A 15,720-nucleotide genomic window follows, 5' to 3' on the forward strand; every position below is an offset into this window, starting at 1 on the left:
ACTCGGGGGTCAAGGCCGTGGGGCGGCGATCGACTGGCGTTCGACGATCGGCATGCGCACGGACGTCACTCCTGCCTCGTCCTCGCGATCGATCAGTCGCTCCACGGCCCTGCGGCCCATCTCCTCGTGGGGGAGGGCGATCGTCGTGAGGCCCGGCCGGAGGTAGGCCGCGATCTCGTCATTGTCGAACGACACGATGGACACGTCCTGCGGCACGCGCAGCCCGCGCTCGGCAAGCGCCTGATACGCGCCGAACGCGAGGCGGTCGTTCATGCACACGATCGCTCGGATCTCCGGGTGCAGATCGAGTAGCCGGAGCGTCCCGTCGTAGCCGTTCTCCGGCTCCCACTCCCACAGCGACGCCTCCGCCATGAAGTGCAAACCCGCGTCTGACATGGCGCTGCGAAGACCCGCCGCACGCTGCGCGATCGTCGCCGATCGGAAGACGTTGCGCTCCACCTCGTCGTTCTGACCGAGGAGAGCGATCCCCGCGGCATGACCGTGCCGGAGGAGCGCCTGGATCGCGGCACGTCCACCCGCGTACTCGTCCGGGAGGACTGCTCGGTGGTAGCGCGCGTTCGTCGCGTTGAGCATGATCGCCGAGGTGCCAGCGGGGAGTTCGGGGACGAACAGCTCGCGTGCGCGCATCGTCGCGAAGATGATCCCGTCGACCTGCCGATCGAGCAGCGCGGCGATCGCCTCCGTCTCCCGAGCAGGATCGCCGCCGGTCTCGGCGACGAGGACCACGTGCCCCGCAGCCTGCGCGGCGGAGAGCGCTCCGGTGATGAGTCCGCTGGCGAAGCGTGTCGTCGCGATCATGTCCGAGACGAATCCGAGAGTGTGCGTTGTCGCCGTGCGCAGGGCGCGCGCTGAGACGTTCGGGCGGTAGCCCAGCTCCTCAGCCGCCGCGTGCACGCGCTCATGCGCCTCCTGGGAGAGCCTCGTGTCCGGCCGGCCGTTCAGGATCATCGATGCGGCAGTAGGAGACAGGCCCGCGCGGCGAGCGACATCGGCGAGTGTCACCCGCTTCTGCGCCATGTCTCTCCTCCGTCGCCGTGCGCATGCGTATGCGAAGCCCGCGCGCACTCAAGCCTAGGTGCTGGCGCGCCAGCCCATTCCTGAGACAGCTGGCCGCCCCCGCGCTGGCGCCGCCGCGCCTTAGTGCGCGTCCTCGCTGACCGCCGTGCGCCGCAGGGCGCGCGACACGAGCAGCACCACGCCCACGATCGCAAGGCCCAGGGCGAGGCCGGCGACCGCCGAAAGGGCGGTCTCCACGACCCACACGAGCACCGGTCCCGCGCCCTCGATCGCGTGCGTGACGGCGTGCACGACGTCGTAGGGCGCGTGCCAGAACGTCTCGGCGAGGTTCGCGATGACGAGGTGGCCGCCGACCCAGAGCATCGCGACGGTGCCGATGACGCTGATCACGCGGAACACCGCGGGCATCGCCGCAACGATGCGCGCGCCGGTGCGGCGGATCGAGCGCGAGGCGCTCTTCATCAGGCGGAGGCCGACGTCGTCGATCTTCACCAGAAGCGCCACGGCGCCGTAGACCGCCACCGTCATGCCGAGCCCGATGACGAGCAGGGCGCCGAGCGTCATCCAGATGCCGAAGTCCGGATCGAGGCTCGCGAGCGAGATCAGCATGATCTCGGTGCTGAGGATGAGGTCGGTGCGGACGGCGCCGAGCACGAGCTTCTTCTCATCGCGCGGGCCGTCGTCGGCCTTCTCATGGTGCATCCCGAACCACTCGAGCACCTTCTCCGCGCCCTCGAAGCAGAGGAAGCCGCCGCCGATGATGAGGAGGTAGGGCAGGATCCACGGCGCGACGGCCGTGAGCAGCAGCGCGATCGGGATGATGATGACGAACTTGTTCACCAGGCTGCCGAGCGCGATCTTCCACACCACGGGCAGCTCGCGCGCCGGCGTGAGGCCCTGCACATACTGCGGCGTCACGGCGGCGTCGTCGATGACCACGCCCGCGGTCTTCGCACTGGCCTTCACGGCCGCGGCCAGGATGTCGTCTACGACGGCAAGAAGTCCGACGGACATGAGTGGTTCTCCTCAAGTGGGGGGCTTCGGCGGACCGACGGCCGACGCGGAGCTGTGCCGAGTCGGATCGGGCCGCCACCGCGCGGCGGCGACTGACTCAAAGGTAGCGGCACGCGGTGCCGAGCCCCGCAGCGCGCCGAGCCCCGCAGCGCACCGAGCCCCGCAGCGCGCCGAGCCTTGCAGTGCACCGGCGCCGCGCCGTCGGAGCCGGTCAGCCGTGCGGGGCGGCAGCCGCTCCGCCGTCGGCCCGATCGCCTCCCCGGCTCACGATCGTCGCCATGAAGGTCTTGAGCAGCGGCAGCATCTCGCGCGAGGGGTCCATGAGCGCCTGGATGCGGAGCCCGTCGACCATGGCCATGACCATGGTCACCTTCTCGTCGGCGCTGATCTCGGCGTCGTGATCGCCGATCGACAGGCGTCCCGCCCCGAAGTGCTGACGCATCCGCTCGCGGCGTGCCACGAAGAAGTCGTGCGCGGGGTGGGAGGGATCCGTTGCCGCCACCGTGATCGCGAGCCAGTTCCGCTGGTGCTCGGGATGGGCGAACTCCGCCTCCAGCACACTCGGCAGCACCTCCTCGGGAGCGACGCTCGCCTGCAGGATCCGCCCGGCGAGCTCCTCGTCGTCGGCATCGCGCTGGGCCAGCGCGGCGAGCAGCAGGTCGTCCTTGCTGGCGAAGTGGCGCAGCAGGGCGGCATGGGTCACCTGAGCGCGCGCGGCGATGTCGCGCAGGGAGGCCCGTTCGTAGCCGTGCGTCGCGAAGCTCGCGATCGCCGCCCGCACGATCTGAGCGCGCCGCGCCGGGGTCGTCGAATAGGGCCCCCGGGGAGAGCGGGCGCCCGCGGAGGCGGCGCGCTCGGTGCTGTGCGCAGTCATGCCTCGAGTCTCCCGCGGGTTCGGGAAGTTGCCAAATCTAACCATGATGGTTACTCTTCCGAGAAGTAACCACCTCGGTTACATTTCGCGGGCGTCGAGCCCGATTCACTTCGCGCACGCGGCGTCGCGTGCGAGATCACACGATGAGGGAGTCAACGTGATCACCAGTCCGTCCGGCGGCGACCGGAGCACGGCAAGCGCTGCATTGGCCGCAGAAGCACCAGGCGGCTCGATGCCGTCGGCCGAGGTCGGCGGGGGTGGCGAGCCGCAGCAGCTGATGAGTCGCGGCTACATCTTCTGGCTGATGCTCGCGAGCTTCGGAGCCTCGATGGCGATGATGGTGCCGCTGTCGTATGGCATCGCGGTGCGCATCACCGAGCTCGCTCCAGGTCACGAGGAGGTGCTCGGGTACATCACCGGAACGGCCCAGCTCGTGTACCTGGTGATCAGTCCCCTGATCGGCATCTGGAGTGACCGCACCCGGTCACGTCTCGGCCGACGCTCCCCCTTCATCTATCTCGGCACCGCCATCGGACTGGCAGGACTCGTCGTGATCGGCTTCGCGCCGAGCCTGCTGATCGTGGGTGCCGGGTGGATCCTCGGCATGTCGGGCTGGTCCATCGCGGGCGCGGCCCTGCAGACCCTTCAAGCCGACAAGCTCCCCGAGAGCCAGCGGGGCCGGGTCTCCGCCCTCACGGGACTCATGACCCAGATCGCTCCTGTGCTCGGCATCGGCGTCGCCTACGCCGTGTCCTCCAGCACGATGCTCATCTTCGTCCTGCCCGGCGTGATCGGGGCCCTGCTGCTTGCGCTGTTCCCCCTGTTCAAGCCGGAGGGGAGCTCGAAGGACCTTCCGCGTCGCGATCAGGTGACCCTGCGCTCCGTGATCTCCGGCTACGGATTCGACGTGCGCAAGTACCCCGACTTCGCATGGAACTGGCTCGGCCGCTTCGTCTTCTTCATCGGCCTGTACTTCAACACCACCTTCGGCACCTTCTTCTACGCTCAGCGCCTCGACATGCCCGTGCGCGAAGTTGCGGGGATCGTCGCCACGGTCGGCATGATCGGCGTGCTCGCCGCGGCTGCCGGAGCCGTCGTCGGCGGATTCCTCTCGGACAAGCTGCAGCGGCGCCGACTGTTCGTCCTGCTGGGCGCCGTGCTGTTCGTCGTGGGCGCACTGGCGGAGGCCACGGCGTGGTCTCTGCCGCAGATCATCATCGGGGCCGTGCTCATGCAGCTGGCGATCGCGCTGTTCGCCACGGTGGACCAGGCGATCATCTTCGCGATCATCCCGGAGCGCGATCAGGCGGGTCGGTACATGGCGGTCACGCAGTTCGCGCAGAAGATCCCCGCGGCCGTGGCGCCGCTCCTGGCCGGCGTCGTCATCACGATCGGCGCGGTCGGCGGCGACAAGAACTACACCCTGCTGTATCTCGTGGGCGGCGTGCTCGCCTTGGCGGGCGGGCTCATCATCCTGCTCAAGGTCAAGTCCGTCCGCTGACTCCATCGAACCGAGGTGCCTGCGTCATGCGATCCCCTGCCCCCCATTCCCTGACCGTCGACAGCGGTGGCGACGAGTTCGCCGTCACGGGAGCCCACCCCCGGCTGTCCTGGAAGCTCCCCGCGGCGGGGGCGGCGGCGAGCGCGCCCTGGCTGCTCGAGGCGAGCATCGACGATGCCGAGCCGGTGACGGCCGAGGTGATGTCGCATCGCTTCGTCGGCTGGCCCTTCGGCGCATTGACCAGCGGGACGCGTGTGCGCTGGCGCGTGCGCGCCGCCGCCCCGAGTGCGCCGTGGTCCGAGAGCGCGACGTTCGAGGTGGGTCTGCTGGACGCCGACTGGACGGCCGAATGGATCTCGCCGGCCGAGGCGGCGGATCCCGGGTACGGCCGACGCCCTGCGCACGTGCTGTCGGGGCGAGTCGACGTGGCAGGCGAGGTCGTGTCCGCGCGTCTGTATGCCACGGCTCTCGGGGTGTACACCGCGAGCGTGAACGGACGTCGGGTCGGCTCGGACGAACTCGCGCCCGGCTCGACGTCTTACGACCGCACGCTGCATGCCCAGGCGCACGACGTCACGTCTCTGCTGACCCCGGGCCGCAACCGCGTGGAGATCGAGCTGTCCGACGGGTGGTACCGCGGACAGGTGGGCGCCTTCCGGGTGCCGGCCGGATGGGGTGCGACGCTCGGCGCGAGGGTCGAGCTGCACTGCCGCCTCGCGGACGGCTCCCTGCAGGTTCACACCAGCGATGCCGGCTGGACCTCCCGGCCCTCCGTCATCACCCGCGCGGATCTCATGGACGGCCAGAGCGTCGACCTGACATGGGCGGAGAGAGAGCCCGCTCCCGTTCTCACCGGCGCCGTGGTCGACGCGCCCCCCGTCTCCTGGTCGCCCGCGCCCCCCGTGCGGGTGCTCGAGTCTCGACCGCCTGCGACGGCGTCCCGGATCCGCGACGGCGTGTGGGTGGTCGACTTCCGTCAGAACGCCTCGGGCTGGGTCAGGCTGACCGATCTCGGGACGCCGGGCACGCACACCGTCATCGAGTACGGCGAGCACGTCGACGCCTCCGGCGACCTGTCGACCTCGCACCTCGACTCGCGGCGCCCCGGCGGCGAGGGTCATGTGTCGTTCGTGCAGCGCGACGAGGTGATCGCGGGCGCATCGGGAGGGGAGTTCGAACCTCGCCACACGGTGCACGGGTTCCGGTACGCGCGCGTCTCGCGCACCGGGTCCGCCTTCGACCCGGCGTCGATCAGCATGCAGGTCGTGCACACCGACCTTCGCGCCACCGGCTCGTTCGCGTGCAGCGATGAGGACCTGAACCGGCTGCACGAGATCGCGACGTGGAGCTTCCGAGGCAACGCGGTCGATGTGCCGACCGACTGCCCGACCCGCGAGCGCCTTGCCTGGACGGGCGACTACCAGGTGTTCGCGCCGACCGCGACCCGTCTGTACGACGTGCTCGGATTCACGCGCAAATGGCTGCGGTCGGTGCGCGATGATCAGCTCGACGACGGACGGATCGCGAACTTCTCGCCGGACGGACGCCGGATCAAGCACCACCTGGATGATCAGTTCGCCATGATGACGGGATCGTCGGGCTGGGGCGATGCCATCGTCGCCGTGCCGTGGGAGATGTACCTCTCCTATGGCGATCGTCTCCTTCTCGCCGAGAACTACGACGCCATGGTGCGCTGGGTGGAGTGGGCGCTGGAGCAGGCCCGCACCGCGCGCCATCACGCCAGGGTGCAGGCGTCGCCGGATCCGGAGCCGTTCGAGCAGTACCTGTGGGACGGCACGTTCCACTGGGGTGAGTGGACGGAGCCTCGACAGCGGGACGCCGAAGGCAACCCCATCGACCCGATCGCCCACGATCCGATGGCCTGGTTCCTGGCTGACAAGGGCGAGGTGGGCACCGCCTACCTCCATCGCTCCCTGGCCACGTTGGCGCGGATCGCGGCCATCCTCTCCAGAGACGACGACGCGACCCGCTACACCGCGGTCGCCGAGCGCGTGGCGGACGCCTGGCGGTCGGCCTACCTCCGTGAGGACGGCCGCACATCGACCGACACCCAGGCCGCCTACGTGCGGGCGCTGTCGTTCGGATTGATTCCGGGCGAGCTGCGCTCCGCTGCCGTCGACCACCTCGTCGAGCGGATCAGGGAGGCGGGGACGCACGTGGGAACCGGGTTCCTGGCGACCGGAGACCTGCTCCCCGTCCTCGCGGATGCCGGCCGCGGCGACGTCGCCTACGAGCTGCTCGCGCAGCGCTCCGCGCCGTCCTGGCTCTACATGCTCGATCGCGGCGCGACGACCATCTGGGAGGACTGGGAGGGCATCGACGAGCAGGGCCACGCGCACGAGTCGCTGAATCACTACAGCAAGGGCGCGGTCATCCGCTTCCTGCACACCCACACGCTCGGACTGCGGCAGGCAGAGGACTCGATCGCCTGGGAGCGCATCGTGATCGCCCCCGTTCCTGCGCCGGGCATGACCTGGGCACGCGGAGCGCACGACGGGCCGCAGGGCGAGATCCGGGTCGAATGGCGCATCGAAGGCGACCGCATGCACCTGGTCGCCGAGCTCCCCGAGGGGACCACCGGTCGCGTCGTCCTGCCCGGTGCCGCGCCCCAGGACGTCGGGCCGGGCCGATCCGAGACCACCGCCGCTCTGCCGGCATCGATGAGAAAGCGAGAGCACGCATGAACGAGACCCGATTCCCGCACGGATTCCTGTGGGGCGCCGCCACCGCCGGTCACCAGGTCGAGGGGAACAACGTCAACAGCGACTGGTGGGCGCGGGAGCAGCTGATGCCCGGGATGGAGCTGTCTGGCGACGCGGTGGACAGCTATCACCGCTACCGCGAGGACATCCGGCTGCTCGCGGATGCCGGGTTGAGCTCGTACCGCTTCAGCCTCGAGTGGTCGCGGATCGAGCCTGCACGCGGGCACTTCTCGAAGGCCGAGCTCGCTCACTATCGCCGCATGATCGAGTACTGCCTCGAGCTCGGGGTCGTTCCCGTCGTGACCCTGCAGCACTTCACCACTCCCCAGTGGTTCGCGGCACTCGGCGGATGGGAGGCGCAGGAAGCGGAGGCGCTCTTCTGCGCCTACGTCGAGCAGGCGTGCACGATCCTCGACGGCGTCGAGTGGGTCATCACCATGAACGAGCCGAACATGCAGGCGGCCATCATGACGGCGATGCGCCACCTGGGTGCGTCGGGCGGAGAGTGGACGAGCCCCACGGTCGAGGCCGAGGGCGACGAGCAGAAGAAGCAGACGCACAGCGACTTCCTGACGTACGCCGATCCCGAGATCGGGCGGATGTTCGCACGCATCCACCACGCCGCCCGCGAGATCATCCGCGCTCGCACCGGCGCGAAGGTGGGCTGGACCGTCGCGGCCGGCGCCCTCACCGCGGCACCGGGCGGCGAGGAGAAGCTGCGTCAGATCCGCCACGGCAAGGAGGACGTCTACTGGGAGGGCAGCCGCGGGGACGACTTCGTGGGCGTGCAGGCGTACTCCAGCCAGCAGGTCGACGCGAACGGCCTCGTGCCGCACCCGCCGCACCCCGACAACACCCTCGTCGGCACGGCGTTCCGCCCGGACGGCCTGGCGATGGCCGTGCGGCACGCCTGGGAGGTGAGCGAGCGCACGCCGATCCTCGTGACGGAGAACGGGATCGCCACCGCGGACGACGAGCAGCGCATCCGATACACCGCCGAGGCGCTGCGAGGACTGCTCGGCACGATCGACGACGGCATCGACGTCCGCGGCTATCTGCACTGGTCTCTGCTGGACAACTTCGAGTGGGGTCACTGGGAGCCGACGTTCGGCCTCATCGCCGTCGACCGTGACACGTTCGTCCGGACGCCCAAGCCCAGCCTCGCCTGGCTCGGAGGCGTGGCGACCCGCGGCGCACTGGACGCGGAGGAGCTGGCATGAGCTACCCGTTCGCCGATGTCTCCGGCGCTCCGGTCGCGGACCTGATCTCGCTGAAGGGCCGTCGGGCCGTTGTCACGGGCGGGGTCCAGGGGCTCGGCCGCGCCATCGCCGAGCGCCTCGCGGAGGCCGGGGCCGACGTCGCGCTGGCGGATCTTGACGAGGGCAGGGCCGCGGAGGAGGCGGGGGCGCTCGCCCGCAGGCACGGCGTGCGGGCGGTCGGGGTCCGGATGGACGTGACCGACGCGACATCCGTCGCTGACGCCGGTGAGAAGGTGCTCGGCTCGCTCGGCGGTGTCGACATCTGGGTGAACAACGCCGGGATCTTCCCGAGCTCTCCGCTTCTCGAGATGGACGACGAGGAGTGGGACCGGGTGTTCGCGGTGAACGCTCGCGGAGTGCGCAACGGCACCCGCGAGGCCGCCCGGCGCATGGCGGACGGGGGTGTTGTGATCAACGTGGTGTCGACGGCCGGCTTCCGCGGAGTCGCTCCTGGTCTGTCGGCCTATGTCGGCTCCAAGCACGCGGTGCGCGGCATGACCCGGCAGCTGGCGCTCGAGCTCGCGCCGCGGGGGATCCGTGTGCTCGGGGTCGCGCCCTCGTATGTCCCGACCGAGGGCAACCGCGCGGCCGCCGTCGCGGCGTTGGAGAAGAGGGGGGCGCAGGGCGCCGATGCGCCGGGTGCACCCGCGGCGATGTCGCAGAGCCTCATCGGGCGCGTGGGGACACCCGACGACATCGCTCGTGTTGTGCTGTTCTGCGCGACAGATCTCTCGCTCATCATGACCGGCAGCACGCTGCTCGCGGATGCGGGCGAGACGATCTGAGAGGAAGGGAGCGGTGAGCGCCGATTCTGTGCTGTGCGTGCCTCACCGTTTCTATTCCGCCAGGGCGTCGCGGTCTTAGCGTTGCGTCGTCTCCAGTGGTCGTCCGGCGGTACCCGCGCCGGTGCGGCCCGCACATCCGAAGAAAAGAGAACGCAATGGCGCGTATCCCGAAGCAGACGGCCAGCGAGGCGGACGGCGTGCAGTATCGACGCGCTCGCACCTGGGAGATCGCGTTCTCGCAGATGAACAACGGGTCGGCGATGATCTTCTACGTCCTCGTCGGCCTCATGAGCTATCTGCAGAACGCCGGCTACGGCATCGCCGTCGCCGTCGCCGGCGTGATCCTCACGGTGACACGGGTGTTCGACGGCATCGTCGATCCGCTGATCGCCATGGTCATCGACCGCACCACCGTGACATTCGGCAAGCTGCGACTGTTTATGCTCGGCGGCTGGCTGATCCGCTCTCTGGCGATCCTTCTGCTGTTCGTCTGGGGCTCCGATGCCGGTCTCGGGGTCGTGTTCTTCATCGCCGTGTACATCGTGTACATCGTCGGGTCGTCGATGAACGACATCGCCGGGCAGATGTCGGGCCCCGTCCTCACGAACGACCCCCGGCAGCGCCCCACGGTGCAGGTGTGGGCCACGGTCTACGCGTACTTCGTGCCCGCGATCTTCACGATCGTCTCGACCGTGGTCTTCCTCCCCCGGCACGGCAACGAGTTCACCGTCGGGATGCTGCGCGAGACGGCGATCACCTATGTCGTCTGCTCGCTGGCCTTCCAGCTGCTCGCCTGCGTCGGCGTCTCGCGGATCGACAAGCCCGAGAACTTCGCGCACCTCGCCGATGCGCGGGCCGAGGCCGATGTCTCGCTGCGGGACATGTGGCACCTGCTCACGAAGAACGGACCGTTCCAGCGATACCTGATCAGCGGCGCCTCGGACAAGCTCGCCCAGGTGGTCAAGTCTCAGGCCGTCATCAGCACCCTGCTGTGGGGCATCCTTCTCGGCAACATGCAGCTGGGCACCACGCTCAGCCTGGTGGCGATCCTGCCGGGCATCGTGTTCGCCATCCTCGGGGCGCGTTTCACGGGACGACGCGGCTCGAAGGCCGCGACCGTCACCTGGACGTGGATCTGCCTCATCCTGGCGGCGATCCTCACGGTCTTCTGCCTGGTCGTCGACACGCGCGCGATCCTCGGCAGCGTTGCGCTCGCAATCGCGTTCTTCCTCCTGTACCTGCTGATGAACGGTGCCTCGATGGTTGTGACGGTGGCGAACGGCGCGATGCGCGCGGACATCATCGACTACGAGCTGGACCGATCCGGCAAGTACCTTCCGGCCACGGTCACGGCCACCTACAACATCGTCGACCAGATCATCTCCTCGCTCGGCTCCACGTTGGCGCTGGGGGCGGTGGCGCTGATCGGGTTCACCACGGTCATGCCCCAGCCGACGGATGCGCCGAGCACGCCGATCCTGCTGATGACGCTGTTCCTCTTCTTCGGCCTGCCGATCCTGGGCTGGGTGTGCACGCTCATCGCGATGCGCGGCTACCGGCTCGACCGGGAGGGGATGATCGAGGTGCAGAAGCGGGTGGCCGAGCGGAAGGCCGCGCTGGCAGAGACGGAGCCCGCTGGCTCGCTCTCCTGAACGCCGACCAGGGGGCGGAGTCGTTGCGGTCGATCCTCAGCGGGAGTGCGCATCGCGGTACGCGGTCGGAGTCATGCCGTATGCGGCTTTGAACACCTTGACGAAGTAGTTCGCGTCGTCGTAGCCCACGAACAGGGCGATGTCGCGCACGCTCTGGGACGTTGTCGTGAGCAGCCGGGCCGCTCGCTCGGCACGTTGTCGGGCGACGTACTCGGCGATGGTCGTTCCGGTCGCGTCTCGGAAGTGCCTGGCGAGCGTCGAGGTGGACACCCCGAGGCGTGCCGCCAGCTCCGGGGGAGAGACACGCTGGCTGAGGTGGAGCTCGATCTCATCGGCGACCCGGCGGACCAGCGGCGGGTAGTCGCGCTGGCGGTGCCGCCGCACGTGCCGGCAGAAGTCCGTGACCATCTGCGCGGTCAGGCCGATCGTGCGGCGGGGGTCGGCCGTGTGGCCCGCGCGGTGGAGGCGCTGCGCGTACTCCTGCGAGATGGCGTCGATCGTTACCGCCGGCAGGCCCCCGCGCTGGGCGGCGACCCGGGCCATGATCCGCAGGATCGTCGTGCCCAGGAACGGCGTGTTCAGGTAGCTGATCGTCTGGGGCATACCCGCGAGCCGCTGGAGCGCGGCCAGGGCGCCGTCAGCGGAGCCGTCCGCCACCGCCTCCATGAAGAGCTGCTCCAGACGGTAGCGCTCCTCGATCACGGCGAACGGCGCGGACTGCGGCGGCTCGCCGTAACCCGGTGTGAGGGTGCCGCCCTCCGCGACGATCTGGTGGACGGATCCGAGCACGTCTCCGCTCCCATCCGCCTTCATCACCGCCGCCGCGGCCCGATGGACGTACTCCACATCGACGATCGGGTAGCGCGTGCGATAGAGCTTGTAGAGGCGCAGGTGCGCGCTCGGTATGCCGATCCGGCTCAGGATCTCCTCGGCGGCTCCCGGGTAGAGCGGCTCGTGTGTGTACGGGCCGATCATCAGCAGCCTGTCGCCCCAGCGCGCGACGGCGACCGCCATCCCGAGCGGCTCGACGATCTCGTGGACCACCTGGGGCGCCATCTCTCGCACGAGCTCACGCAGCGCGTTCGCCGTGAAGGCGGGCTGCAGGCGCGGATCCAGGCAGTGGGCGGCCTGGAACGCGCCGAGCGCAGAGGCGGCGTCGGTCGTCACGGTGACGGGGCAGCTCAGCACGTCCGTGAGCAGCCCGACGATCGTCGCCAGCGCGGCGTCGGCTGCGACCTCCGGCATGCGTGCTCCTATCGTCCAGCGTCCTTGCTGGATCAGTGCTGATCGTGCGTCACCAGTTCTATCACCGACCGTGACGGACTTCATACGGTGAGGGAGTCCGGTCCCGCCGGACGATCCACCTCCAAGGAGACACCGATGACGCCGCCTCCCGCGAACCCGCCCCGCCTGATCAGGCCGATTCTCGACGGCTGGGCGTTCGCGCCGGTCGCACTCCCGCCGGACACCGCCTGGCAGGACGTCGTCGCCGCCGGCGGCGAGGTCACCGTGCCGCACACGTGGAACGCCGTCGACGGCCAAGCGGGCGGCGACTACCGACGCGGCCGCTCCACCTATGCGCGGCAGGTGCGGGCAGAGCGAGCGGGGGCACGCACCTGGGTCGAGTTCGACGGCGTGAACTCCAGCGCAGAGGTCTACGTGAACGGGCGGATGCTGACCGCGCATCACGGCGGCTACTCGACCTTCCGCGTCGACATCACCGACCATCTCGTCGACGGCCGGGGCACGCTGCTCGTCATCGTCGACAATGCGGCGAACGACCGCGTCTATCCGCAGCAGGCGGACTTCACGTTCTATGGCGGCATCTATCGCGACGTCCGCCTCATCACGGTCGGATCCGCCCACTTCGCCCTCGACGACCGCGGCGGGCCCGGCTTCGTCGTCGTTCCCGCGCTCGCCGGCGAGCGGGCGGACGTCGCGCTGCACGCGGAGGTCCACGGGCCGGGGCACGCCGTCCGCTTCCTCATCGAGGGCGAGTCGAGCACGACGGTCCCGGTCATCGACGGCGTCGCGCGCGCAGAGTCCTCCATCGACGGCGTGCGGCGCTGGCACGGCCTGCGCGACCCGCACCTCTACACGGCGCGCGCCGAGCTCCTTGTCGACGATGAGGTCGTGGACGCGGTGCAGCTGCGGTTCGGCTGCCGAGAGTTCGCCGTCGATCCCCAACGAGGATTCCTGCTCAACGGCGAGGAGTACCCGCTGCGCGGCGTCTCCCGCCATCAGGATCACGAGGCCGTCGGCAACGCGATCACGGACGCCATGATGCGCACCGACCTCGAGCTCGTGCGGGAGATCGGCGCCACCTCCCTCCGGCTCGCCCACTATCAGCACGATCAGCGCTTCTACGACCTGTGCGACGAGGCAGGCATCGTCGTCTGGGCGGAGATCCCGCAGATCACGGTCTTCCTTCCCGAGGCGACGGGGAACGCACGTGACCAGCTGGCCGAGCTCATCGTCCAGAACCGCCATCACGCGAGCATCATCTGCTGGGGGCTCTCCAACGAGATCACCCTGGCGGGAGCAGGGCCGGAGGTCGTCGCCGCCCACCGCGAGCTGAACGATCTCGCGCACGAGCTCGATCCGACGCGTCTGACGGCGATGGCGCATCTGTTCCTTCTCGAGACCGACCACCCCCTGGTCACCGTGGCGGACGTGATGGCCTACAACCTCTACTTCGGCTGGTACGTGGGGGAGGTCGAGGACAACGACACCTGGCTCGACGACTTCCACGCCGCGCACCCCGGCGTCGCCATCGGCTTGTCCGAGTACGGAGCCGACGCGAACCCGCAGTACCAGTCAGCGGATCCGGTCAAGGGCGACTACAGCGAGGGATATCAGGCCCTGTACCACGAGCACATGGCGGCGATGTTCGACGAGCGGCCGTGGCTGTGGGCGACCTACGTCTGGAATCTCGCCGACTTCGGCTCGGCCGGCCGCGATGAGGGCGGCGTGAGCGGGCGCAACCAGAAAGGCCTCGTCAGCTTCGATCGTCGCGTGAAGAAGGACGCGTTCTACGTCTACAAGGCGGCCTGGTCGACGGAGCCGTTTGTGCATATCGCGGGTCGCAGGAGGACGGAGCGCGCCGAGGCGGTGACCGAGGTGATCGTGTACTCCAACCAGTCGAGCGTGACGCTGCTGGTGGACGGCGTCGAGTGCGCGACGCGCGAAGGCGGGCGCGTGTTCCGCTTCCACGTCCCGATCTCCGGGGAGCACGAGGTGTCCGCGCGATCCGGCGAGCTCGCCGATCGCATCACGCTGCGCAAGGTGCGCGACGCTCCCCCCGCCAGCGTGATGCCGACCACGACCATCGCGAACTGGTTCGAGGGCGCGGAACTGCCCAGCCCCTCGGGGTTCTTCTCGATCCGGGATGCGCTGGGTGACATCCGGCAGTCGGAGGACGGCGCGCGGGTGGTCTCGTCGGTGCTGGAAGCCCTCGCGGTCAGCCGGGGTGATGTCGGACGAGGCGTGCAGATCCCGCCGGCGATGCAGGCCATCGTCGACCGGATGAGCGTCGAGAAGCTGCTGGCGCAGGCGGGTGGTGTGCCGGTGGAGCAGATCGCCGCACTCAACGCGCAGCTCAACCGCATCGCCAAGTGACCAGGGCCCGCCCTCGATCCCGGAGCGCGCGACCGGATCGGAGGCGATCAGACGCCTACTCCGACTTGTCGAGCACCAGGTGGAACTCGACGAAGCCCTCCGGCTCGACGCTCACGAAGCCGAGGCTCGGCGCCTGCACGCCGTAGTCCTCGAACGTGATCGGGATGCTGCCCGCCACCTCGGCGGTGCGGCCGTCGAACGCCACCTGCACGTCCGCGGTCACCTCGCGCGTGACGCCGTGCAGGGTGAGCTCGCCCGTCGCCTGCGTGGTCACGGTCCCGCTCTCGGGCACGTCGCCGGTGATCGGTTCAGTGAGGGTGAAGGTGGCGGTGGGGAACTCCTCCACCTCGAGGGCGTTGTCACGGAAGTAGGCGTCGCGCGCCCCCTCGTCCGTCGCGATCGAGCCGACGTCCACCGTGATGGATCCCTCGGTCACCGTGAGGTCTGCCACGGTGACGTCGGCGGTCACCTCCTCCGTGCGTCCGACCACCGTCACATCCGTGCCGTTGAGCACCTCGTCCACCCGGTATCCGGCGAAGGATCCCTCTGAGGCGGTCCAGGATCCGTCGAGCTCGGTGAGGGGATCGGATGCCGGCTCCTCATCCCCTGCCTCCGTGCCCTCCGGCGTGGGCGTGCCCGCGCCGACCGTGGGAGCGGGCGGCGCCTCGCCGACGATGACGTCTCGGTAGAAGGCGGGGCCGAACACCAGGGCCGCGCCCGCGAGCAGCGCGACGACCGCGACGACGATCCAGATGATGCCGCGGCGGCCCAGGCGCCGGGGAGAGGAGGGGGAGCTCATGCGCTGATTGTGCTGGCCCGCCCGGCGGCGAGGCTACGGTTCTCACCGGATCCATCAGCACCTCGCAGGTGCGACACGCCCGGCCCTGGCACCGGTTTGCCCGACCCCCGGGATCCACGTAATGTATTCCCTTGTCGCCGCCAAGCGGTGAGGTTGAGCCGGAAGGTTCCCACCCCAGGTCTGCGACAACCACCCCGATGAAGAACCACCTCAGTGAGGTGCGATTCGGGGTGTTCTGAACGGGTTCCGGCCGGTTCGGGACGCGGTGAGCGCTTCGGCGACACGGCGTGTCGGATTTGCGAAACGAACACGGACAGGTAAGATAGAGAAGTTGCCCCGGAGGGCTGCGGCGGGAGTCGCAGGGCTGGGAGCATCCGATCCTTGAGAACTCAACAGCGTGCACTTGTCAAATGCCAAATAACCTCGTCGGCCGATTTTTGATCGGTTCGGCAAGATT

11 protein-coding genes are annotated in these 15,720 nt (G+C 69.3%); 6 read left to right on the top strand and 5 right to left on the bottom strand.

Annotated elements, in window-relative coordinates; all coding sequences use genetic code 11:
• Positions 1-9: 9 nt before the first annotated feature.
• The 3 genes from J5V96_RS04135 to J5V96_RS04145 all read right to left on the bottom strand — a co-directional run bounded on the left by J5V96_RS04135 (position 10) and on the right by J5V96_RS04145 (position 2,926).
• Positions 10-1,038 carry a LacI family DNA-binding transcriptional regulator gene (locus J5V96_RS04135; protein WP_208500391.1) on the bottom strand — a complete coding sequence of 343 codons (1,029 nt, stop codon included), beginning with the start codon at positions 1,036-1,038 and terminating at the stop codon, positions 10-12.
• Between the two features lie 120 nt (positions 1,039-1,158).
• On the bottom strand, positions 1,159-2,052 hold the full coding sequence (locus J5V96_RS04140) for a DUF808 domain-containing protein (protein WP_208500393.1): 894 nt from the start codon (positions 2,050-2,052) through the stop codon (positions 1,159-1,161).
• 211 nt (positions 2,053-2,263) lie between these two features.
• Complete coding sequence (locus J5V96_RS04145) at positions 2,264-2,926, bottom strand: TetR/AcrR family transcriptional regulator (RefSeq protein ID WP_208500396.1); 663 nt, start codon at positions 2,924-2,926, stop codon at positions 2,264-2,266.
• A 232-nt stretch (positions 2,927-3,158) separates the two neighbouring features.
• Between J5V96_RS04145 and J5V96_RS04150 the strand changes: the two genes are divergently transcribed.
• From J5V96_RS04150 to J5V96_RS04170, 5 genes are all read left to right on the top strand, one after another.
• Complete coding sequence (locus J5V96_RS04150; RefSeq protein WP_208500399.1) at positions 3,159-4,427, top strand: MFS transporter; 1,269 nt, start codon at positions 3,159-3,161, stop codon at positions 4,425-4,427.
• Between the two features lie 26 nt (positions 4,428-4,453).
• Entirely contained in the window at positions 4,454-7,132 is a 2,679-nt protein-coding gene (locus J5V96_RS04155) for a family 78 glycoside hydrolase catalytic domain (RefSeq protein ID WP_208500406.1), read from the top strand.
• A complete protein-coding gene (locus tag J5V96_RS04160; protein WP_208500408.1) occupies positions 7,129-8,370 on the top strand; it encodes a glycoside hydrolase family 1 protein in 1,242 nt (413 codons plus the stop codon). The genes J5V96_RS04155 and J5V96_RS04160 overlap by 4 nt, the downstream gene beginning before the upstream one ends.
• On the top strand, positions 8,367-9,194 hold the full coding sequence (locus tag J5V96_RS04165; RefSeq protein WP_208500410.1) for an SDR family NAD(P)-dependent oxidoreductase: 828 nt from the start codon (positions 8,367-8,369) through the stop codon (positions 9,192-9,194). The genes J5V96_RS04160 and J5V96_RS04165 overlap by 4 nt, the downstream gene beginning before the upstream one ends.
• A 155-nt stretch (positions 9,195-9,349) precedes the next feature.
• Positions 9,350-10,846: an MFS transporter gene (locus tag J5V96_RS04170; protein WP_208500412.1), complete on the top strand. Its 1,497-nt coding sequence runs from the start codon at positions 9,350-9,352 to the stop codon at positions 10,844-10,846.
• Between the two features lie 36 nt (positions 10,847-10,882).
• Here J5V96_RS04170 and J5V96_RS04175 read toward each other — a convergent pair whose 3' ends face one another.
• Positions 10,883-12,091 carry a helix-turn-helix domain-containing protein gene (locus J5V96_RS04175; RefSeq protein ID WP_208500419.1) on the bottom strand — a complete coding sequence of 403 codons (1,209 nt, stop codon included), beginning with the start codon at positions 12,089-12,091 and terminating at the stop codon, positions 10,883-10,885.
• Between the two features lie 135 nt (positions 12,092-12,226).
• On the opposite strand from J5V96_RS04175, the gene J5V96_RS04180 reads away from it, so the two are divergent.
• The gene (locus tag J5V96_RS04180; protein WP_208500421.1) at positions 12,227-14,464 is read left to right on the top strand and encodes a glycoside hydrolase family 2 protein; all 2,238 of its coding nucleotides are present in this window, start codon (positions 12,227-12,229) and stop codon (positions 14,462-14,464) included.
• 55 nt (positions 14,465-14,519) lie between these two features.
• Here the strand turns inward: J5V96_RS04180 and J5V96_RS04185 are convergent, their stop codons facing one another.
• Complete coding sequence (locus J5V96_RS04185) at positions 14,520-15,263, bottom strand: YceI family protein (RefSeq protein ID WP_208500423.1); 744 nt, start codon at positions 15,261-15,263, stop codon at positions 14,520-14,522.
• Positions 15,264-15,720 lie beyond the last annotated feature (457 nt).

Source organism: Microbacterium stercoris, from assembly GCF_017592545.1.
GTDB classification, from domain to species: Bacteria; Actinomycetota; Actinomycetes; order Actinomycetales; family Microbacteriaceae; genus Microbacterium; species Microbacterium stercoris.

What these genes read in the sequence shown, in the direction of transcription:
- J5V96_RS04135 (WP_208500391.1), bottom strand. Translation starts at nt 1,038, where the DNA reads ATGGCGCAGAAGCGGGTGACACTCGCCGATGTCGCTCGCCGCGCGGGC.
- J5V96_RS04140 (WP_208500393.1), bottom strand. Translation starts at nt 2,052, where the DNA reads ATGTCCGTCGGACTTCTTGCCGTCGTAGACGACATCCTGGCCGCGGCC.
- J5V96_RS04145 (WP_208500396.1), bottom strand. Translation starts at nt 2,926, where the DNA reads ATGACTGCGCACAGCACCGAGCGCGCCGCCTCCGCGGGCGCCCGCTCT.
- J5V96_RS04150 (WP_208500399.1), top strand. Translation starts at nt 3,159, where the DNA reads ATGCCGTCGGCCGAGGTCGGCGGGGGTGGCGAGCCGCAGCAGCTGATG.
- J5V96_RS04155 (WP_208500406.1), top strand. Translation starts at nt 4,454, where the DNA reads ATGCGATCCCCTGCCCCCCATTCCCTGACCGTCGACAGCGGTGGCGAC.
- J5V96_RS04160 (WP_208500408.1), top strand. Translation starts at nt 7,129, where the DNA reads ATGAACGAGACCCGATTCCCGCACGGATTCCTGTGGGGCGCCGCCACC.
- J5V96_RS04165 (WP_208500410.1), top strand. Translation starts at nt 8,367, where the DNA reads ATGAGCTACCCGTTCGCCGATGTCTCCGGCGCTCCGGTCGCGGACCTG.
- J5V96_RS04170 (WP_208500412.1), top strand. Translation starts at nt 9,350, where the DNA reads ATGGCGCGTATCCCGAAGCAGACGGCCAGCGAGGCGGACGGCGTGCAG.
- J5V96_RS04175 (WP_208500419.1), bottom strand. Translation starts at nt 12,091, where the DNA reads ATGCCGGAGGTCGCAGCCGACGCCGCGCTGGCGACGATCGTCGGGCTG.
- J5V96_RS04180 (WP_208500421.1), top strand. Translation starts at nt 12,227, where the DNA reads ATGACGCCGCCTCCCGCGAACCCGCCCCGCCTGATCAGGCCGATTCTC.
- J5V96_RS04185 (WP_208500423.1), bottom strand. Translation starts at nt 15,263, where the DNA reads ATGAGCTCCCCCTCCTCTCCCCGGCGCCTGGGCCGCCGCGGCATCATC.